The sequence below is a fragment of the Caenispirillum bisanense genome, from assembly GCF_900230255.1.
GTDB classification, from domain to species: Bacteria; Pseudomonadota; Alphaproteobacteria; order Rhodospirillales; family Rhodospirillaceae; genus Caenispirillum; species Caenispirillum bisanense_A.
Map to the genome: position 1 here is coordinate 105,903 of NZ_OCNJ01000010.1, position 19,123 is coordinate 125,025.

A 19,123-nucleotide genomic window follows, 5' to 3' on the forward strand; every position below is an offset into this window, starting at 1 on the left:
GTGTGATGCGGCGCGGCGGCGGGCGGTCAGCGCTGCGCCAGGGCCTGGGCGGCGGCGGGCGCGGCGGAGACGGCGGCCATGGCGACCTCCTCGGCGGCGACGAGGCTGCCGGGGCGCACGCGCTGCAGGCCGTTGACGACGATGCGCTCGCCGGCGGACAGGCCGGCGGTGACGATGCGCAGGCCGTCGGCCCGGTCGCCGAGCATCACCTCGCGATAGGCGACGCGGTCGTCGGCGTCGACCACCAGGACGAACTTCTTGTCCTGGTCGGTGCCGACGGCGCGGTCGCTGACCAGCAGCGCCGCGGCGGTGGCCGGCTGGCCGAGGGCGAGGCGGGCGAACTGGCCGGGCATGAGGCGGCCGTCGGGGTTGGGGAACTGCGCCCGCACCCGGATGGTGCCGCTGTCGACGTCGACCACGTTGTCGATCATCTGCACGTGGCCTTCCACCGGCACCTCGGAGCCGGAGACGGTCATGCGCACGGGGATGCGCTCCACCGGCAGGGCGCCCGCGGGCGGCTGGGCGCGCAGGCCGGCGAGGGCCTGCATCACCGTCTCCTCGGTGGCGGCGAAGGTGGCGTAGATGGGGTCGACGGAGACCAGCGTGGTCAGCACCGGCGCCTCGCCGCCGCCGCCCACCAGGTTGCCGACCGTCACCTCGGCGCGGCCGACGCGGCCGGCGACGGGGGCACGCACCTCGGTATAGCCGAGGTCGAGACGGGCGCGGGTCAGCGCGGCGCGGGCGACGCCGAGGGCGGCCTGGGCCTCCTGGTGGTCGTGGGCGCGGCCTTCGAGGACGCTGCGCGGGATGGTGCCGCTGTCGGCCAGCTGGCGGCCGCGGGCATGCTCGCGCCCGGCGAAGGCGAGCCGCGCCTCGGCGGCGGCGACCTGGGCCTCGGCGCGGGCGACTTCGGCGGCGTAGGGGGCGGGGTCGAGGCGCATGAGCACGTCGCCGGCGGCTACCATGCCGCCTTCGCGGAACAGCACCTCGGTCACCTGGCCGGCGACGCGCGGCCGGACGGCGACACTGTCGACCGCCTCCAGTCGACCGGAATAGCTCTGCCAGGACACCACCTGGCGCTGTTCGACCACGACGACGGAAACGGGCACCGCCGGCTCGGCCTGCGGGGCGGCGGCCTCGGGGCCGGCTTCGGCGAGGGCGGGGGAGACGGTGGCGACCAGGGTGTCGCCGGCGGCCGCGGCGGCCAGCACGGCGACCGCCGCTCCGGCCAGCAGCAGGCGGGACAGGCGACGGCGGGGGCGCGGCGCCGGGCGTTCGGCGGGGGAGTGGGGATGCGTCATGGGAGGAGGGCTCCAGAAGCAATTTTGTACCGTTCGGTAAAAAATGCAGACTGGACCCGACCGTGTCAACACACTAATTTACCGACTGGTACAAAAAGAGGAGAGCCATTGGATGGGCCGGCCCCGGGCCTTTTGCGCCGAAACCGCCCTCGACCGTGCGCTGGAGGTGTTCTGGCGCAAGGGCTACGAGGCGACGTCGCTGAGCGATCTGACGGAAGCCATGGGCATCAACCGCCCCAGCCTCTACGGCACCTTCGGCAACAAGGAGGAGCTGTTCCGCCGGGCGCTGGACCGCTACGTGCGCGGCAAGGAGGCGCACCTGCGCGCGGCCCTCGATCAGCCGACGGGCCGGGCGGCGGTGGAGCGTCTGCTGCTGGACGCGGCAGAGGCCCTGACCGACCCGGAGCACCCGGCCGGCTGCATGGCGGTGCAGGGCGCGCTGACCTGCAGCGAGGCGTCGGAGTGCCTGCGGCAGGAGCTGGACGGCTACCGGGTGGCGCAGCAGCAGATCGTGCGCGAGCGCCTGGAACGGGCGGCGGCGGCGGGCGATCTGCCGCCGGGGACCGATCCGGCGGCGCTGGCGCAGTTGGTGACCACGCTCATCCACGGCATGTCGGTCCAGGCGGCCGGCGGGGCGACGCGGGCGGACCTCGAAGCCATCGTCCACGCCGCCCTGCTGTTCTGGCCGCCCTGACGCGAAACGCCGTCGCGGCATGCCGCGATGGTCGGGTCACCCCAACCGCGCTGCCCGCCGGCCACGGCGGGACGGCGTCAGCCGGATGACCGAAGGGGCAGGCCGCCGTCGGGCTCGAGGATCGCCTCGACGATGCCCGGGATCTCGGCCGAGGCGGTGTTGGAATGCGCCTTCGGCCCGTCGACTCCCCGATCGATCTGCGCGAGCAGGCGGTGCACGATGCGCCGGAAGTCCTTCGGGCCGCGAAACGACGCGCCCGCACCGGTTCGCTTGACCCACTTCAGCACCGGCGTTTCCTGGGGCAACGCCATGGTGCGGTCGAGCAGAAGGTGCAGGCCGAAACTCAGCGCCTCGCTGACGCTTCCCGGGCCGGGCTTGCCGACGAAGATGTCGGAGGCGCCGAGGTACTGCGGCACGTCGCGGGTGAAGCCGACCACGCGCGTCGGGAAGGGCCACTGCATCTGCGCCAGGGCGGCGGCCAGGTCGCGGTTGTGGCCGCACAGGAACAGGATCTGGGCGTCGGGGGGCTGGTCCGTCAGGGCCACCGCCATCTCCCGCATGCGCCAGCCGCCGTGGGCGCCGTAGAGCATGCAGATCACCGGCTTGTCGGGCGCGAGCCCGAGCGCCGCCTTGGCGGCCGCCTTGTCGGCCGGCGGTCCGCCCTGGAACGACGGCTTCAGCAGCAGGCCCTGGGTACGGAACACCCGCCCGGCCAGCGCCTTGTAGCCGGTGGCGCGGCGATAGGAGTCCTCGGTACCGCAGATGGCGGCGTAATCGTCGCCCTTGGGGAACCAGATGTGGCGGCCGTATTCGGTCCAGTCGGTGATGAGCACCGCCTTGCGGACGTGGGCGCGGTCGGCGGATCGACGGCGGTAGTCGTTCACCGCGTCGAAGATGATGCGGTTGGACATGGGCAGGACGCTGATGACCATGTCCGGCTTCTGCTCTTCCAGATAGGCCGCGATGGCACGCTGCGCCTCGCGATGGACCATGCGGAAATTGAGCAGCACGCCGCCGTAGTAGGTCAGGCAGTAGAGTCCGGTCCTGCCGTCGCGAATGATCGACTGGTTGTAGATGTCTTCGGACGTGCGCCCGGTCAGGCGCCGCCACAGGTCCAGGTGCGGCACCAGGTCGACGTAGGGGTTGACCAGCGTCACCCGATAGGCGCCCGTCGCCTCCAGGATCTCCTTCAGCGCCGTCGCCGCCGCCACGTGCCCGCCGCCGGCCACGGTGTAGAAGACGACGACGTGCGTCTGCGTCGCCGGAGCGGGGCAGCTCGCCCCGCCCGGCGTCACCAGGGTGGAGGTGGCCGCGGCGGTCACGCCGGCACCGGCTCGGGCGACGCCACGGGCGCCGGCGCCGTGTAGAGGTCGCTGCGGGTCAACGGCACCAGATCGCTCAGGCCGTTGGTGAACAGCACCTGGAACAGGCGGTTGTCGCCGTAGCGGAACGACGACGCGCAGACTTCCAGGTAGAGGCGGTACATGCGCAGGAAGACGTCGTCGTAGGTGGCGCGGATCCAGTCCTCGTTGGCGCGGAAGTTCTCGATCCAGTGGAAGAGCGTCAGCTCGTAGTGCAGGCGCAGGTTCTCCACGTCGACCACGTTCATGCCGTTGTCGCACACGCCGTCGATGAGCATGGACAGCGGCGGCACCTGGCCGCCGGGGAAGATGTAGCGGTCGAACCACGGGTCGGCGTTGCGCAGCACGTCGTTGCCGATGGTGTGCACGAGGCCGATGCCGCGCGGCTTCAGCAGCGCCTTGATCTTCTTGAAGCAGCCGGGAACGAAGCGGATGCCCACGTGCTCCATCATGCCGATGGAGGCGACCTTGTCGTAGGTTCCCTCCAGCTCGCGGTAGTCCTTCAGCTCGACACGGATGCGGTCCTGCAGGCCGAGGGCGGCGATGCGCTGCGTCGCGTAGTCCACCTGTTCCTTCGACAGGGTGACGCCGACGCCGGTGATGCCGTAGTGCTGCGCCGCGTGGATGAGGAAGCCGCCCCAGCCGCAGCCCAACTCGGCGATGTGGTCGCCCGGCTGCAGGCGCAGCTTGCGGGCCACCAGCTCCAGCTTGGCGGTCTGCGCCTCTTCCAGCGTCCGGTCGGGACGGTCGTAGTAGGCGCAGGTATAGGCCATGGTGGGGCCGAGGAAGCGGCGGTAGAACTCGTTGCCGACGTCGTAGTGGTGGGCGATGTTCTTGCGCGCGCCGGTCAGGGTGTTCTGCTTCAGGATGTGCAGGATCAGGATGCGGATCTTCGACTTCAGCGACATGGAGTGGTCGGTGTAGCCGACCGCGAAGCCCAGGCGGAACAGCAGCTGCATGTCGCCGTCCACCTCGATGGCGCCGGTCATGTAGGACTCGCCGAACCCGAGGAAGCCGTCGGCGATGACCGCCGAGGCGGCGGCCTTGTCGCGGAACGACAGGGTGAAGGCGGGAGCCGTGCCGATGGTGTGGACCTCGCCGTCCCAGAAGCGCACCGCGAAGCTGGCTTCGGGCACGGCGGCGTGCATGGCGTTGGCGATGTCCTTGAGGGCGTTCTTCATGGCGAGACGGGGCTCCCTGTCTGCGGGCGGTCGGGCAGGGCGATGCTCATGCGGCACCGTCGGCGGCGGAGGGCTTGGGCTTGGGGCCGCGGATGGCGGTCCAGTACGACACCACGCTGTCGCCGTAACCGGGAACGGTGGCCTTCAGGTGGGCGTGCAGGGCGGGCAGGTTGTGGTAGGGCACGCCCGGGTACATGTGATGCGCCGTGTGGTAGCGGAACCCGATGGGCTGGATCAGCAGGGCGAGCGGCGTCTCGACCGTGAAGCTGTCGCGCATCTGGTCGCGCCGCACCGAGGTCTCGGCGTAAGTCTCCAGTTCGTGCTCCAGCGGAATGCGCAGGACGACGATGAGCCAGGCCCCCACCAGCACGGCGTAATAGAGCGGCAGGGCCTGCGGCACCAGGACGGCGAAGGTCGCGAAGACGAGCAGGTAGTAGCGCGACAGCCACGTCACTTCCGCCTTCTTGTCGTCGGGCAGCGGCGTGCTGACGGAGAAGTTGAACCGCCGCCGCGTGAAGCGGTCCAGCCGCTCCTCCAGTTCCACGCCGCCGATGCTGGCGATGACGGCCTGGAGCAGGGTGTAGACCGGCGTGACGAGCGGCAGGCCGATCAGCACGAAGGCCATCAGCAGCCTGTTGCTGCGGACCAGCAGGTACTGGGGGTCGTCCTTGGTGCGGAAGATGCCCGTGGTGTGGTGCGCCTTGTGCGGCCCGACGAAGCGGGCGGTGGGCACCAGGATGACGGCGCCGCAGGTGAGGTGCCACGCCCAGTAGAAGGGCTTCATGCGCGCCTCGTTGGGGCGGTGCGAGATTTCGTGGCCGAAGATGCCCGCGCGCGCCAGGAAGGCGGCGGCGAGGCCCCAGGCGACGACGACCAGCGGGCCGTCCGTCTGCACACCCCACGCGAAGGCGGCCGCGAAGACGGCCATGGACACCAGGAAGTCGCGGAAATACACCGCCGGTTTCGCTTCGAAGTACGCTCTGTCGATCATGTCGGCCGCCCCCTCCCCTCCCGTGCCCCGTCACACCGCCACGGCGGCCTGGGCGGCGGCGCTGGTATGCCATGCCCAGGCGTCGGCGATGATGGAGGTCAGGTCGCTGCGCCGCGGCGTCCACGACAGGGCGGCCATGGCGCGCGAGGGGTCGCCGACCAGGGCCGGCGGGTCGCCGGCACGGGCGTCACGGTGTTCTGTCGGCACCGGCACGCCCGCCACGGCCTCCAGGCTGTCGAGCACCTGGAGCACCGAGGCGCCGGTCCCGGTGCCCAGGTTGAAGGTGGTCGACGCGCCGCCGTCCAGCAGCCGCTTCAGGGCGAGCACGTGGGCCTCCGCCAGATCGGAGACGTGGATGAAGTCGCGGATGCACGATCCGTCCGCCGTCGGGTAGTCGGTGCCGAACACGGCGAAGGCGCCACGTTCGCCGCGGGCGGCCTGCACGGCCAGCGGGATCAGGTGGGTCTCGTGGCGGTGCGCCTCGCCGATGGTGCCCTCGGGGTCGGCGCCGGCGGCGTTGAAATAGCGCAGGTTGGTCCAGCTCATGCCCGTCGCCGCGCCCATGTCGGCGATCATCCGCTCGGCCACCAGCTTGGAGCGGCCGTAGGGATTGATGGGGTCGCAGGGGTGGCTCTCCGGCGCCGGCGTCGCATGGAGCACGCCGTAGGTCGCGGCGGTGCTGGAGAAGATCAGCGCCTGGATGCCGGCCTCGGCCATGACGTCCAGCAGGGTGAGCGTGCCGGCGACGTTCACGTCGTAGAAGGGGAAGGGTGCCAGCAGGGACTCGCCCACCTCGATCCGGCCGGCGAAGTGCAGCACGGCTTCCGGCCGGTAGGCGGCGACCACGGCGCGCAGGCGGTCGCGGTCGCGGATGTCGCCGCGCTCCAGCGGTCCCCACTGCACCGCCCAGGCGTGGCCGTTGGAGAGGTCGTCGTAGGCGACGGGCGTCCATCCGGCCTCGGCCAGGGCCTTGCAGACGTGGCTGCCGATATAGCCGGCGCCACCCGTCACGAGAACGGCCCTTGCTTGCATCGCCGCGATCCTCGAAAGTCCTGAACAGTCGATTTCTGTCGTATTGCGATTTGGTGAAGTAGGAACCGAAACCGCAGCGCGAGCGGGAGGTTTTCACGGTGGGTTTTCGAAGTCAATGTGAACCGCGCCAAACATGGACGAAAGTCATAGTCGTAGACCTTGGTCGGTAAGGGTTATTTGAATGTGGTTTATTCCTCGTCCGAGCCGTCGAGTGCCCGGGCCTCCTGTGGATATCGTGGTCCTGACGACCGCGGCGCTGCCGTGGCGCACCGGTCCGTCCATCTTCTCCCTGTGGCATGCCGGCGGTCTCGCCGCCCTGGGCCATCGCGTGGCCTACGGCGTGCCGTGGCTGGATGCGGCGTCGCAGAAGCGCCTGTGGGGCGAAGTCCTGTTCGCCGACGAGGACGCCCAGGCCGACTGGCTGCGGGCCGAGGCGCAGCGGCTCGGCGTGCCGCCGCTGCCGGAGGTCTTCTTCTTCGACGGCGTGTTTTCCCGCTCCATGTTCAGCATCTTCATCACCGAGGACGCTTTCGCCGCCGCCCCGCCGGCCCGCGCCATCCTGGTGCAGGAGCCGGAGCATTTCGGCTGGCTGCCGGTGACCAGTCCGCGCCGGCGGGTCGCCGCCGACAAGGTCGTCGGCATCGTGATGACCAACTACGGCTACTACATCCGCCGCCCCGGCCGTCCCGACCGCGCGGTCTTCGCCGCCGGGGTGGAGCGCACCCACAAGCAGCTCATGCGCCGCTTCACCGACGTCGTCGTGCCGCTGTCGCCGGCCCTCGACCTGCGGGGGCTGGAGGACATGACGGAGTGGCGGCAGGTGACCGGTGTGCTGCGCGCCTTCGCCGAGGTGCCGCCGGTGGCCGAGGGCGACGACGGCGTCTACTTCCTCGGCCGCCTGACCTGGGACAAGGGCCTGCGGGACGTGATCGACGCCGCCGCCCGCCTGGACGTGCCGGTGGACGTCTACGGCGAGGGGCCCGACCAGGCCGCCATCCGCGCCGCCGCCGCCGAGGCGGGGGCGCCGCTGCGCTTCCTCGGCGGGACGGCGAGCCCGTGGGAGGTGATGCGGCCCTACCGGGTGTTCTTCAACCCGTCGCTGTCGGAAGTGCTGTGCTCCACCACCGCCGAGGCGCTGGTCGCCGGCCGGCACGTGGTGCTGCCGCGCTGCCCGGCCAACGAACCGTTCTACGACCTGCCCAACGTCCACCTCTACGACACGCCGGCGGAGATGGACGCCGCCCTCCGTCACGCCCGCACGGCCGCGGTGGAGCCGCCGACGGTGGCGCGGGCGCGCTTCGACTGGGAGGCGGTGTGCCGCTCGGTGGCCGACCTGCTGCTGTCGTGACGGCCGCCGGCGCGGCGCCTCAGAGCAGGCCGCTCCAGAAGGCGGCGCCGCCGGCGAAGAAGTGCAGCAGCGTCACGCCGGCCAGGTTGCGGTGGCGCAGGTAGACGGCGCCGAACAGCAGGCCCGACAGGATCGTCACCACCACCGCCATGAAGCCGAAGTGGATGTGGAAGACGCCGAACAGCGTCGACGACAGCACCACCGACTGCAGGCCGCGGCGGTCGTCGAGGAAGCGCTGGAACGACGACTGCAGCAGCCCGCGCGCCACCAGTTCCTGCAGCACGCTGTGGAAGAAGTAGCCGGTGGTCGGCCCCCATTCGGCGGGCACCGGCGTGCCGGCATGGATGCCGGTGGTGCGCAGGACCCAGGCGGCGGCGAAGGCGACGGCGACCGTCGCCGCCGACAGGATGGCGCCCTCGACGATGGAGCGCTTCATCCCGATGGTGGTGATGCCGAGGTCCCGCAGCGGGATCTTCATGCGCCAGATCACCAGCGACGTCGGGATCATGATGATGAGCAGATAGACCCAGGCGAAGGTCGGCGTGAAGATGTCGACGTCGAGGATCTGCTTGGACAGGATGTCGTTGACCAGCAGGCCGATGGTCATCAGGCCGAGGGCGTAGATGAAGAACCGGCCGAAATGCTGGCGTTCCTTGATCGCCGCCATTTCGCGCTCGACGGCGGCGACGTACTTGTCGGTCTGGGTCCGCATGCGGTTGGTGACGGCGACGGCGAGGCTGCTGCGGATGGCGGCGAGCACCTGCTCGCCGTTGGGCAGCGCCAGGACCTTCGCCGGCGCGATCTCGGTCAGGCGGCAGTCGGTGGCGGCGCGCACCGACGCCGACCGCGGCTGACCGTCGAGCAGCGCCATCTCGCCGAGGATGGCCCCGGCGGGCAGGGTCGCGAGGATGCGTTCGCCGCCGTCGATCCCCAGCGCGCGGAACACGGTGACGTTGCCGTCCTCGATGAGGTAGAGCGAGTCCGTCCGGTCGCCTTCGGTCATGATCGTGGCGCCGGCGGCGACGTGGCGGACCACCATCGCCTGCCGGACGGCGTCGGCCATGGCCGGCGACAGGCCGGGCAGGATCTTGTCCAGGGCGTCCCGCGGCGATGCCGCAGGGGCCTCTGAACTCGGGGCCGGGGGGACGGAGGCGAGGGGCGATGTCATCGGGTGTCCGTGGTGCGGGCGGCGCTGGGCAGGGTCAGGCGGTGGTGGTGGAGGGCGCGGGAACAGGAGCCCCGGCGGGCCGCGGCCGGTCGTCGTCGAGCGCCCGGCCGGCGAAGTAGAAGGCCACGACCGCCGGCATCAGGGCAATATGGTAGGTGGCATAGATGCCGAGGCCGGCGATGCCCTCGTACCCCACCAGCGGCAGGGCGGAGGCGCCGAAGGTGATGACGATGCCGGCGATCATGGCGGGCGAGCCGGTGCCGCGGCGCAGGCCGGCGATGCTCAGGACCAGCAGCAGCAGCAGGGCCGTGGAATAGCCGGCGATGACGATGAAGAAGTTGTCCGACAGGAACACCAGGACGACCACCGCCGCATTGCCGATGGCGCCCAGCGCCAGCACCACCCGGCGGGCCTGCGGGCCGAGGAAGCGGACGGCCGCGACCGCGATCATCAGGAAGGACACCACGGCGACCAGCGCCCGGTTCACGCTCATCAGCGTCGGGTGCAGCGGGTGATCGACGGGCTCGAAGAAGCCGTGGTCGATGGCGCCGACCAGGAAGACGGCGGCGATCAGGGTCATGGTCCAGGCCCACAGGCCCGCGGCCGACATCGTCCGCAGGCCGGGGCGGAACAGCAAGCCGGCCGCGAAGGCCTGCAGGCTCGCCAGGATGACGTCGGTCAGGGCGGACAGGGCGAGTTCGGACAACATGGAAAACCCTCGCGGCAGGGGGCAGACGACCGCCCGATTTCGGCCGGGCGACGGGCGGGCATTCAACCCTGAAATTTCTACTCGTTGCCGTTGTATCGCCGATCTGGTTTGCTAGTCATCGAGTTTTTCGTGTTCCAACCGGAACAGGACCGATCGTCCGGTCCCGTCGCGGCACAGGCCGCAGGGGTCGGCGGCGGGGACGGAGGGGGCTTGGGGGCCCATGCCTAGAGGGGAACGGGACAGCGCAGGGGAAGGTGCGGCCGGACCGGCGGATGCGCCGGTGGACCGACCGCGACACCTGCTGATCATTCTCAACCGGCGTGCGGCGCAGAAGCGGATGGACCGGTTCCGCGCCGTGCTCGGGCTGCTCGACGCCGTCGGATGCACCTACGAGGTGAAGGAGACGCAGGCCGCCGGCGATGCCGCCCGGTTCGCCGCCGAGGCCGCCGCCGAGACGGTGGATGCGGTGGCCGTGGCCGGCGGCGACGGCACCATCAACGACGCGATCAACGGGTTCCATCCCGCCACGCCGCCGCTCGGCCTCATTCCGCTCGGCACCGCCAACGTGCTCGCCCACGAGATCGGCCTCGCCACCGATCCCGCCGCCATCGCCGCCGCCCTGACGGCGGGCCGGTGCCTCTCCGTCGTGCCGGGCCAGGCCAACGGCCGCCGGTTCATGATGATGGCGAGCGTCGGCTTCGACGCCCATGTGGTGGGCGGGGTGCGGCGCTCGGTCAAGCGCCGGATCGGCAAGCTGGTCTACGTCCTGTCGGCCCTGCGCCAGCTGCTCCGCTACCCGTGCCCGCATCTGACGGCGCTGGTGGACGGACGGCCCGTCACCGCGGCCACCTTGGTCGTGTCCCGCGGTCGGCTGTACGGCGGTCGCTACGTCATGGCGCCCGCGGCCGATCTGGCGACGCCGGAATTCCAGGTGTCGATCTTCCGCCGCAAGGGCCGGCTGGCCATGGCGGGCTATTCCGCCGCGCTTCCGCTGGGCTTGCTGAACCGGTGGAACCTGATCGACCACGTCGTCGCCCGCCGGGTCGAGGTCCACGCCCGTCCCGGCGATCCGGTACAGGCGGACGGCGATACGGCCACCGCGCTGCCCGTGGTCATCGACCTGGCGGATCAGGCCATAGAGGTGCTCGTGCCGCCCGATTCCCCCGTGCCCTCGGTCGGTGCGAGCAGGAAGACGACCTGCTTGGAACGGTCGTACGGCGCATAGTGGAACCGTTCGGTCGATACGGCGGTGAGGGACAGTTCTTCGAACAGGGCGGACCACTGCTCCATGCGCAGGAAGTTGTAGGGCAGCGCGACCCCGTTGGGCTTGTTGCCGAGGTAGTCCGCCAGCGCCAGAATCCACCGGTCGAGCCGCGTCACCCAGTAGTGGTCCTTGACCAGGACGGGCCCCTTGGAAACGCGCGCCGCCTCGGCCAGAAGACGGCTGCAATGCATGGTGTGGTGCAGCACGTCGATCAGGGTGACGAGATCGAAGGTGTCGTCCTCGTAGGGAAGGTGGTGGCCGTCGAAGACCGTGACGGGGATGTGCGGCTTGGGCTGCGGCAGAACGTCGACGCCGCAGACGCCCGCCGCGCCGGCCTCGTGCAGCAGGCGGCTCGCGATGTAGCCGTCGCCCGAGCCGACATCCAGAACGGTCCCGCCGGCCGGCACGTAAGGGATCAGCAGTGCCGGCAGGCGCCGCGTGCGGACTTGCGAGACTTCCAGCCTGTTCCAGCAGCGGAGCAACGGTGCAATCATCGGGATCTGCTTCTTTCCATCGGCGCGACAAGGCAGCCGCCTGATCCGGGCCGTCTGCCGCCATCGCCGACGGTTTCTGGTGGTCGCGTCGGCGGCGGTGCTGCCCGTGCATGGGGCCGCCGCCGGAAATGATACGGACGTCGTGGGCTTTGAACAACGGGCCACGACCTGGCACCGCAGCGGCTGCGCGGAGGCGGCGAGGACTGAAGCGCCGAGCAGCGGAGTTTGCAGAACCGGCTGCAAAACCAAGAAGGGCTTGCCGATCTGCCGATCGGCAAGCCCTTCATGTTGGTGGCTGGGGGACCAGGACTCGAACCTGGACTAACGGAGTCAGAGTCCGCAGTTCTACCATTAAACTATCCCCCACCAGGGGTTCTTCGTCGGTCCGCCGGGGCGGTTCGTTCCGAAGAGGCCGCGTATGTACCATCGTGATTTCGGGCTGTAAACCCTTTTTTGCAAAAAATTCCGACGTGGATTCGCCCGTCCGGCTGCGGCCGGTGGCCGCGATGCCTTACCTTGGATGGACGATTCAGACACGGCCGGGGTTTCATCAAGGCCCGCCCTGCTATAGGTTATAAGGTAAGTATAAACATGCCGCCGTGCCCCAGCGGGCCCTTGTGCGCCGTGCGCGCGCCTCGTGCGCCCGGTGACGGACCGGCGGCCGGGAACGAGGACAGATACCAACCGTGGTCGTGATCAGCGCTGGATACCCCGGGTTCGCCCCCGGTCCGTCGGCGCGGCGCAGCCTCGGCGCGGACGGGGACGACGGCGTCTATGCCGCCATCGACCTCGGGACCAACAACTGCCGCATGCTGGTCGCCCGGCCCACGCCGGACGGCTTCCGGGTGATCGACAGTTACTCCCGCATCACCCGGCTCGGCGAAGGACTCGCCGGCAGCGGCACCTTGTCCCGGGCGGCCATGGATCGCACGCTCGATGCGCTCGCCCATTGCGCCGACAAGATGCGCCGCCGCGGCGTCACCGCCGCCCGTACCGTGGCGACCGAAGCCTGCCGCCGGGCCCGCAACGGCTCCGCCTTCCTCGACGAGGTGCGGCACAAGACCGGGCTGCGGCTCGAAACCATCTCGCCGGCCGAGGAGGCGCGTCTCGCGCTCGGCGGCTGTGCGCCCCTGCTGGACCCCGAGATCCCCTATGCCCTGGTGTTCGACATCGGCGGCGGCTCGACCGAGCTTCTGTGGGTGGAGCTGAAGCCCGACGGCGGTCTCGACGTCCAGGGGCTGGCCAGCCTGCCGCTCGGCGTCGTCACCGTGGCCGAGGAATGCGGCGGCGGCGACCTGTGCAGCCGCACCTACCGCGCCGTGAAGGAGCGCGTCATGCAGCTTCTGCGCCCCTTTGAGGCCATGCATGCCGTGGCCGAGCAGGTGGAGAGCGGCGGCGTGCAGATGCTCGGCACCTCGGGCACGGTGACGACGCTCGGCGGCGTGCACCTCGGGCTGAAGCGCTACGACCGCTCGCTGGTGGACGGCATCAGCATCGAATTCGCCGACATCTTCGACGTCAGCCGGCGCCTGTCGTGCATGACGCTGCGCGAACGTGCCCAGCACCCCTGCGTCGGCCGCGAGCGCGCCGACCTGGTGCTGTCCGGCTGCGCCATTCTGGAAGGCCTGTGCGAGCTGTGGCCGGTGGGGCGCCTGCGCGTCGCCGACCGGGGCCTGCGCGAAGGCATGCTGCTCGACCTCATGCGGGTCGATGCGATGGAGGTTGCATAACGACATGACACGCAAGCCCACGTCCTCCCGCGGTGGCGCCCGGCGCTCCGCGGCGGGCGCGGTCGCCAATACGGGCGACCGACAGCTGACGGTGCGGGTGAAGACCGCCAAGAAGCGCTCCAAGTCCTCGGCGGCCTGGCTGCAGCGCCAGCTCAACGATCCCTATGTCGCCGAGGCCAAGGCGCGCGGCCTGCGCTCGCGCGCCGCCTTCAAGATCATCGAGCTGGACGACCGCTTCGGCTTCCTCGTCCCCGGCGCCCGCGTCGTCGACCTGGGCGCCGCCCCGGGCGGCTGGACCCAGGTGGCGGTGGACCGGGTGAACGCCGGCAAGCCGGGCGGCGGCCGGGTGGTCGGCCTCGACATCCTGGAGTGGGAGAGCGTGCCCGGCGCCACCTGCATCACCAAGGACTTCAACGACGACGACGCGCCCGCCGTGCTGAAGGCCGCCCTGGGTGGCCCGGCGGACGTGGTGCTGTCGGACATGGCGGCGCCCACCACCGGCCATCCGGCGACCGATCACCTGCGTATCATGAACCTGCTGGAACTGGCCTGGCACTTCGCCGAGGACGTGCTGGCGCCCGGCGGCACCTTCGTGTGCAAGGTCTTCCAGGGCGGCACCGAGAACGAGCTGCTGGCCCGCATGAAGGCGACCTGCGAGACGGTGCGCCACGCCAAGCCGCCGGCCAGCCGCAAGGACAGCGCGGAAATGTACGTGATCGCCTCCGGCTTCAAGGGCCGCCCGGCCGACCGCGACGACGACGACCAGGAGGAAACGGCGTGAGCGGCGAGGCGCGGCAGCAGCCGGAGACGACGGCGGCCGAGACCGGCGGCAGGAAGCCCCTGAACCAGTGGCTGAAGCTGCTGCTGGAGGCCGGGCCGCTGGTGATCTTCTTCATCGGCAACAACAAGTTCGGCATCATCCCGGCGACCGCGGCCTTCGTGGCGGCGACGGTGGTGTCGCTGGCGGTGACCTGGACGCTGGCGCGCAAGCTGCCGGTGGTGCCGCTGGTGTCGGGCATCTTCGTGGTGGGCTTCGGCGGGCTGACGATCCTGCTGGAGGACGACCTGTTCATCAAGCTGAAGCCGACCATCGTCAACGCGCTGTTCGCGGCGACCCTGTTCGTCAGCCTGTTCTTGCGCAAGAACGTGCTGAAGATCGTTTTCGACGCGGCCTTCCACCTGACCGACGAAGGCTGGCGCAAGCTCACCTGGCGCTGGGCGTGGTTCTTCGTGCTGCTGGCGGTGCTGAACGAGATCGTCTGGCGCAGCTTCGAAACGGACGTGTGGGTGCAGTTCAAGGTCTTCGGCATCATGCCGCTGACCATCGTGTTCAGCCTTACGCTGATCCCGCTGCTGACGAAGTACCACCCGGAGAAGGAAGGGAAGGCGTAGGGCGCCTTCAGTCGGCCGGCGGCAACAGCTCGTCGACGCTGACGTCGAGCGCGGCCGCCAGCGCCCGATAGGCTTCGACCGTGCCGGTCTTCCGGCTGCTCTCCATCTCCGTAATGGTGCTCAGCCCGACGCCCGAGGCTTCGGACAGCGCCTGCTGCGTCAAGCCGCGATGGCGGCGCCACAGGCGCAGCGCGCTCTCCCCGCCGCTCAGGAGCAGGGTGACGAGGTCATGCGGTAGGCGCTCGTCGTGTTCCGCGGCGCGGGAGGCGACGATGTCCTCCAGGTCCTCGAGGCGCTCCCGCATGGCGTCGTACGTGGCGCGGGGGATGGTGATCATCTCATTCATAGGCTTCCCTCCGGTGCAGAACGCGCTGGATCACCATGAGGATGATGGTGTCGTTCTCGATCCGGTAGATGACGCGGTAGTCGGCGACCCGTAAGCGGAAGTCGGGGGATCCCTGCAGGGCCTTCACGTTGTTGGCGAGGCTGTGCGGATCCGCCGCGAACTGTTCGATCTTGGCGACAATGCGAGTGCGGTCGGCGGACGCAATCCGCCGCATGTCCTTCTGCGCCGTCCTGGTCCACGCGATCCGCACGGTGGTCTCCCCCCAACCAGCCGAATTATCTCATGGCGAGAGGGGGCGTGGCAACGTGACCGATTGCGGCTGGAGGGCGGCCGGATCCGGGCAAAAGAAAAGAGCGCCAAGTCGATGACTTGACGCTCTTTTCTTCTGGTCGGAGTGAGAGGATTCGAACCTCCGGCCCCTGCCTCCCGAAGACAGTGCTCTACCAGGCTGAGCTACACTCCGTTCGCCGTGAGGCCCGGGTTATAGACCGCCGGGCCGGACCCTTGCAAGGGATTTTTTGCATTTTCTTCATCGTGCTGACGGCGCCCGGCCGGCCCGCGTCCCGGGCCGGCCTGAGCCCCGTGGATCAGCCTTCGCCGGCGGCGGCGCGGGCCTGCTTCAGCCACTCGTCGAAGGTGGCGCGGTTGGCCGCGATCCATTCCTCGGCGTGGCGTTCGATGTCACTCGGGCTGTCTTCGCCGTTCTGCATCTTCAGGTTTTGGGCGGAGACGTCGTTGACCGGCAGCTCGGCCACCTCGAACAGCTTGGCGGCGGCCGGGTTGTCGTCGATCCAGGCCTTGGTGGCGATGACCTTCTGGTCGTTGACGGCGAAGCCCAGGTTGCGGCCGTCGGCCAGCTCGGTCTTGGCTTCCTGGCCGTCGGGCAGCGAGGTGTAGGGCACTTCGAGCCACGTCACGTCCTCGCCCGGCGCCAGCACGCCCGACACCCACAGCGGCGTCCAGGTGTAGTAGAGGATCGGGTCGCCCTTCTCGAAGCGGGTCATGGTGTCGGCCATGAGGGCGAAGTAGCTGCCCTGGTTGTGTTCCACCGTGTCGCGCAGGCCGTATTCGTCCAGGTGATGCTCGATCACCCGCTCGCAGCCCCAGCCGGGGTTGCAGCCGGTCAGGTCGGCCTTGCCGTCGCCGTCGGCGTCGAACAGCTTGGCGATGTCGGGCTTCTTCAGGTCCTCGACGCTCTTGATACCGTGGGCGTCGGCCGTCTTCTTGTCGATCAGGTAGCCCTGCAGCGAGTTGGAGACGTAGGGGCCGGAGCGCCACAGCATGTCCGGGCCGCCGGCCTTCTCGAAGAACGCCTTGTGCAGCGGATCCCAGTGGACGGCGGCGAAGGTGATGTCGCCGTTGGCGATGCCGAGGTGCATGGTGGGATACTCGAGCTCGACGTGTTCCTTCACGTCGTAGCCCAGTTCCGCCAGCGCGCTCATGAGGATCTTCGTCTGGAAGATCTCCTCGGCGATGGAGCTGGTGGCGGGCGTCACCGCGACGCCTTCGCCCGGCTTGTCGGCGGCGGCCAGGGCGGGGCCGGCGAAGGCCAGGGCCAGGCCGGCGCTGCCGGCGGCGAGCAGGCTGCGCAGGGTGGTCCGATCGCTCATGGGATACTCCTCTGGCTGTTGTGTCGGGTCGGGCATGGAAGAGGCGTCAGCGGGGGCGCGGCTGCGGCGTCGTCTCGCGCGCCTCGGCGGCGGTGGCCTCGGTGCGGCGGCGGTCGCGCAGGCCGAACAGCAGGCCGGCGGGGCCGCGCTGGCGCCAGCCGATGCCGGCGTTCTCCTTGGCGGAGGTGCCGAGCGCCTGGGTGAAGCGGTCGATGATGATGGCGAGCACCACGATGCCGACGCCGCCCACCGTCGCGAGGCCCATGTCGAGGCGGCCGATGCCGCGCAGCACCATCTGGCCGAGGCCGCCGACGGCGATCATGGAGGCGATCACCACCATGGACAGGGCCAGCATGAGGGTCTGGTTGACGCCGGCCATGATGGTGCGCATGGCGAGCGGCAGCTGCACCTTGAACAGCAGCTGGCGGGGGCTCGCGCCGAAGCTGTTGGCGGCCTCGATCACGTCGCCGGGCACCTGCCGGATGCCGAGGTCGGTGAGGCGGATGAGCGGCGGCAGGGCGAAGATGATGGTCACCACCACGCCCGGCACGTTGCCGATGCCGAACAGCATGACGATGGGCACCAGGTAGACGAAGGCCGGCAGCGTCTGCATGGCGTCGAGCAGCGGACGCAGGGCGCTCTGGGCGCGGTCGCTGCGGGCCAGCGCGATGCCCGTCGGCACGCCGATCAGCACGCAGAAGAACACGCTGGTCAGCACCAGCGACAGGGTGGTCATGGCCTCGTCCCAGGCGCCGACCAGGCCGACGAAGATCATGCCGAGCACGGCGCCGATGGCGACGCGGCCGCCGGCGATCTGCCAGCCGATGAGGCCGATGAGGGCGAGCATGATCAGCGCCGGGGTGCCCTGCAGCAGGGCGTCGATGCCCGACAGCACGCCGTCCACCGGCCAGCGCACCGCCTGGAAGACGGGGCGGAAGTTGCCGACCAGCCAGTCGAGGGCGGTTTCCACCCAGTCGCCGAGCGGAATGACGGCGTCCTCGAAGGGGTCGAGCAAGGTGCGTTCGGCCATGGTCAGCTGTCCCGGTCCAGTGTCTGGAGAAGGCGGGTCTTGGAAATGGCGCCGAGGTAGCGCCCGTCGCCGTCGACCACCGGCACGGCGATGGGACTGCCGGCAACGGCGCCCAGCAGGTCGTTGAGCAGGGTCTCGGCCGGCACCGGCGCGACACCGTCGACGAAGGCGTGGCGGAAGCGCGGCTCGGTCTCGGCCTTGATGGCGGCGCGCAGGGTCTCGACGCTGACGACGCCGTGGAACTTGCGCTGCTTGTCGACCACGAAGCCGTACTCGCGGTCGTGGTCCTGCAGGCGCTTCAGCGCCGTGCGCACGCCGAAGTCGGCGCGGTCGATCACCGTCACCTGCTCGCGCCGGGCGATGTCGGCGGCGGTGAGCACCTTGGAAACGTCGACGCCGCGGAAGAACGAGCGGACGTAGTCGTCGGCGGGGTTACGCAGGATCTCGTCGGGCGTGCCCACCTGCACGACGCGGCCGCCTTCCATTATGGCGATGCGGTCGCCGATGCGCATGGCCTCGTCGAGGTCGTGCGAGATGAAGATGATGGTGCGGTTGCTGTCGGCCTGCAACTTGACCAGTTCGTCCTGCATCTCGGCGCGGATGAGCGGGTCGAGGGCCGAAAATGCCTCGTCCATCAGCATGATCGACGGATCGGCGGCCAGCGCGCGGGCGAGGCCGACGCGCTGCTGCATGCCGCCCGACAGTTCCGACGGATAGCTGTCGGCATAGGGCGCGAGGCCCACCTGGTCGAGCGCGTGAAGCGCCCGGCCGTGGCGCTCGTCCCGGGGGACGCCGGCCAGTTCCAGCCCGAAGGCGGCGTTGTCGATCACCTTCAGGTGCAGCATGAGGGCGAAGGACTGGAATACCATGCTCATGTCGCGGCGGCGCAGCTCGCGCAGGTCGGCGACCGACAGCTTGGCGATGTCGCGGCCGTCCACCAGCACCTCGCCGGCGGTCGGCTCGATCAGGCGGTTGAGCAGGCGCACCAGCGTCGACTTGCCGGAGCCCGACAGGCCCATGACGACGAAGATCTCGCCGGCCTGGACGCTGAAGCTGGCGTCGTTGACGCCCACCGTGTTGCCCGTGCGGGCGAAGATGTCCTCCTTGGACAGCCCCTGGCGCACCAGGTCCAGGGCCTCGTCGGGATTCGGTCCGAAGATCTTGTAGAGATTCCGGACGACAAGTTTTTCGGTCATGCGATCGGTGCCTCGCCCTGTGGGCAAACAAAGCCCGTCCGCTCCGGCGCCATCGCGTCGAAGCGGTGCTGCTGTTTCGGTATCATTCATTTTCTAGATAGTTAACATCGCAGCTACCAATGGTCAAGGGCGATGAGGGAGTATGCTACCGATCCGCGCCTTAGACTTGGCGATGACTTGGGCGGACGGCGCGAAGACTTGGCGGGGAAGACATTTCGGCGACCCCGAAGACGGGCCGGAAATAGTCCGAAAGGAACCGGCCCCCTGCGCCGGCGG

Annotated in this window: 19 protein-coding genes and 2 tRNA genes; 6 read left to right on the forward strand and 15 right to left on the reverse strand. The window is 69.8% G+C overall.

All coding sequences use genetic code 11. The annotated features are described in order from the left end of the window. Positions 1–26 precede the first annotated feature (26 nt). Positions 27–1,301 (reverse strand): efflux RND transporter periplasmic adaptor subunit, encoded by a 1,275-nt coding sequence (locus CRP50_RS19890; protein WP_097280940.1) that lies wholly within the window; start codon positions 1,299–1,301, stop codon positions 27–29. A 112-nt stretch (positions 1,302–1,413) separates the two neighbouring features. Here CRP50_RS19890 and CRP50_RS19895 point away from each other — a divergent pair, with 112 nt between their 5' ends. Beyond that, entirely contained in the window at positions 1,414–1,995 is a 582-nt protein-coding gene (locus CRP50_RS19895) for a TetR/AcrR family transcriptional regulator (RefSeq protein ID WP_097280941.1), read from the forward strand. 77 nt (positions 1,996–2,072) lie between these two features. Here the strand turns inward: CRP50_RS19895 and CRP50_RS19900 are convergent, their stop codons facing one another. Genes CRP50_RS19900 through galE form a run of 4 tightly spaced genes read right to left on the reverse strand, consistent with a single transcriptional unit; the run spans position 2,073 to position 6,560 of the window. Next, the gene (locus CRP50_RS19900) at positions 2,073–3,317 is read right to left on the reverse strand and encodes a hypothetical protein (protein WP_097280942.1); all 1,245 of its coding nucleotides are present in this window, start codon (positions 3,315–3,317) and stop codon (positions 2,073–2,075) included. After that, the gene (locus CRP50_RS19905; protein WP_097280943.1) at positions 3,314–4,537 is read right to left on the reverse strand and encodes an SAM-dependent methyltransferase; all 1,224 of its coding nucleotides are present in this window, start codon (positions 4,535–4,537) and stop codon (positions 3,314–3,316) included. The genes CRP50_RS19900 and CRP50_RS19905 overlap by 4 nt, the downstream gene beginning before the upstream one ends. Before the next feature lie 46 nt (positions 4,538–4,583). Beyond that, positions 4,584–5,528, reverse strand: a complete 945-nt coding sequence (locus CRP50_RS19910) for a fatty acid desaturase family protein (RefSeq protein ID WP_097280944.1) — start codon at positions 5,526–5,528, stop codon at positions 4,584–4,586. A 30-nt stretch (positions 5,529–5,558) separates the two neighbouring features. Then, a complete protein-coding gene (gene galE, locus CRP50_RS19915) occupies positions 5,559–6,560 on the reverse strand; it encodes a UDP-glucose 4-epimerase GalE (RefSeq protein ID WP_097280945.1) in 1,002 nt (333 codons plus the stop codon). Positions 6,561–6,795: 235 nt separating this feature from the next. Here galE and CRP50_RS19920 point away from each other — a divergent pair, with 235 nt between their 5' ends. Continuing rightward, positions 6,796–7,908, forward strand: coding sequence for a glycosyltransferase (locus tag CRP50_RS19920; RefSeq protein ID WP_217992089.1), 1,113 nt, complete (start codon positions 6,796–6,798; stop codon positions 7,906–7,908). Between the two features lie 19 nt (positions 7,909–7,927). Here the strand turns inward: CRP50_RS19920 and CRP50_RS19925 are convergent, their stop codons facing one another. Next, positions 7,928–9,076 (reverse strand): cyclic nucleotide-binding domain-containing protein, encoded by a 1,149-nt coding sequence (locus CRP50_RS19925; protein WP_097280947.1) that lies wholly within the window; start codon positions 9,074–9,076, stop codon positions 7,928–7,930. 34 nt (positions 9,077–9,110) lie between these two features. Continuing rightward, a complete protein-coding gene (locus CRP50_RS19930) occupies positions 9,111–9,785 on the reverse strand; it encodes a DUF6962 family protein (RefSeq protein WP_097280948.1) in 675 nt (224 codons plus the stop codon). A gap of 280 nt (positions 9,786–10,065) precedes the next feature. Here CRP50_RS19930 and CRP50_RS19935 point away from each other — a divergent pair, with 280 nt between their 5' ends. Further along, positions 10,066–11,010, forward strand: coding sequence for a diacylglycerol/lipid kinase family protein (locus tag CRP50_RS19935; RefSeq protein WP_176525271.1), 945 nt, complete (start codon positions 10,066–10,068; stop codon positions 11,008–11,010). Here CRP50_RS19935 and CRP50_RS19940 read toward each other — a convergent pair. Together CRP50_RS19940 and CRP50_RS19945 are read right to left on the reverse strand one after the other, a co-directional pair. After that, on the reverse strand, positions 10,914–11,543 hold the full coding sequence (locus tag CRP50_RS19940; RefSeq protein ID WP_097280950.1) for a class I SAM-dependent methyltransferase: 630 nt from the start codon (positions 11,541–11,543) through the stop codon (positions 10,914–10,916). The genes CRP50_RS19935 and CRP50_RS19940 overlap by 97 nt on opposite strands. A gap of 292 nt (positions 11,544–11,835) precedes the next feature. Then, a tRNA-Gln gene (locus CRP50_RS19945) sits at positions 11,836–11,909 on the reverse strand. 320 nt (positions 11,910–12,229) lie between these two features. On the opposite strand from CRP50_RS19945, the gene CRP50_RS19950 reads away from it, so the two are divergent. From CRP50_RS19950 to CRP50_RS19960, 3 genes are read left to right on the forward strand one after another with little or no spacing between them, the layout of a single operon-like run. Beyond that, the gene (locus tag CRP50_RS19950; RefSeq protein WP_245913552.1) at positions 12,230–13,273 is read left to right on the forward strand and encodes a Ppx/GppA phosphatase family protein; all 1,044 of its coding nucleotides are present in this window, start codon (positions 12,230–12,232) and stop codon (positions 13,271–13,273) included. A 4-nt stretch (positions 13,274–13,277) separates the two neighbouring features. Further along, complete coding sequence (locus CRP50_RS19955; protein WP_097280952.1) at positions 13,278–14,054, forward strand: RlmE family RNA methyltransferase; 777 nt, start codon at positions 13,278–13,280, stop codon at positions 14,052–14,054. 59 nt (positions 14,055–14,113) lie between these two features. Continuing rightward, positions 14,114–14,665: a septation protein A gene (locus CRP50_RS19960; RefSeq protein ID WP_097280988.1), complete on the forward strand. Its 552-nt coding sequence runs from the start codon at positions 14,114–14,116 to the stop codon at positions 14,663–14,665. A 7-nt stretch (positions 14,666–14,672) separates the two neighbouring features. Here CRP50_RS19960 and CRP50_RS19965 read toward each other — a convergent pair whose 3' ends face one another. The 6 genes from CRP50_RS19965 to proV all read right to left on the reverse strand — a co-directional run bounded on the left by CRP50_RS19965 (position 14,673) and on the right by proV (position 18,847). Next, positions 14,673–15,011 carry a helix-turn-helix domain-containing protein gene (locus CRP50_RS19965; RefSeq protein WP_097280953.1) on the reverse strand — a complete coding sequence of 113 codons (339 nt, stop codon included), beginning with the start codon at positions 15,009–15,011 and terminating at the stop codon, positions 14,673–14,675. After that, positions 15,004–15,261, reverse strand: coding sequence for a type II toxin-antitoxin system RelE family toxin (locus CRP50_RS19970; RefSeq protein ID WP_097280954.1), 258 nt, complete (start codon positions 15,259–15,261; stop codon positions 15,004–15,006). Before CRP50_RS19970 ends, CRP50_RS19965 begins: the two co-directional genes overlap by 8 nt. Before the next feature lie 136 nt (positions 15,262–15,397). Further along, positions 15,398–15,474: transfer RNA gene (locus CRP50_RS19975), tRNA-Pro, on the reverse strand. Between the two features lie 124 nt (positions 15,475–15,598). Continuing rightward, positions 15,599–16,621 carry a glycine betaine/L-proline ABC transporter substrate-binding protein ProX gene (gene proX, locus CRP50_RS19980; protein WP_097280955.1) on the reverse strand — a complete coding sequence of 341 codons (1,023 nt, stop codon included), beginning with the start codon at positions 16,619–16,621 and terminating at the stop codon, positions 15,599–15,601. 46 nt (positions 16,622–16,667) lie between these two features. After that, positions 16,668–17,651, reverse strand: coding sequence for a glycine betaine/L-proline ABC transporter permease ProW (gene proW / locus CRP50_RS19985; protein WP_097280956.1), 984 nt, complete (start codon positions 17,649–17,651; stop codon positions 16,668–16,670). A gap of 2 nt (positions 17,652–17,653) precedes the next feature. Next, the gene (gene proV, locus CRP50_RS19990) at positions 17,654–18,847 is read right to left on the reverse strand and encodes a glycine betaine/L-proline ABC transporter ATP-binding protein ProV (RefSeq protein WP_097280957.1); all 1,194 of its coding nucleotides are present in this window, start codon (positions 18,845–18,847) and stop codon (positions 17,654–17,656) included. Positions 18,848–19,123 lie beyond the last annotated feature (276 nt).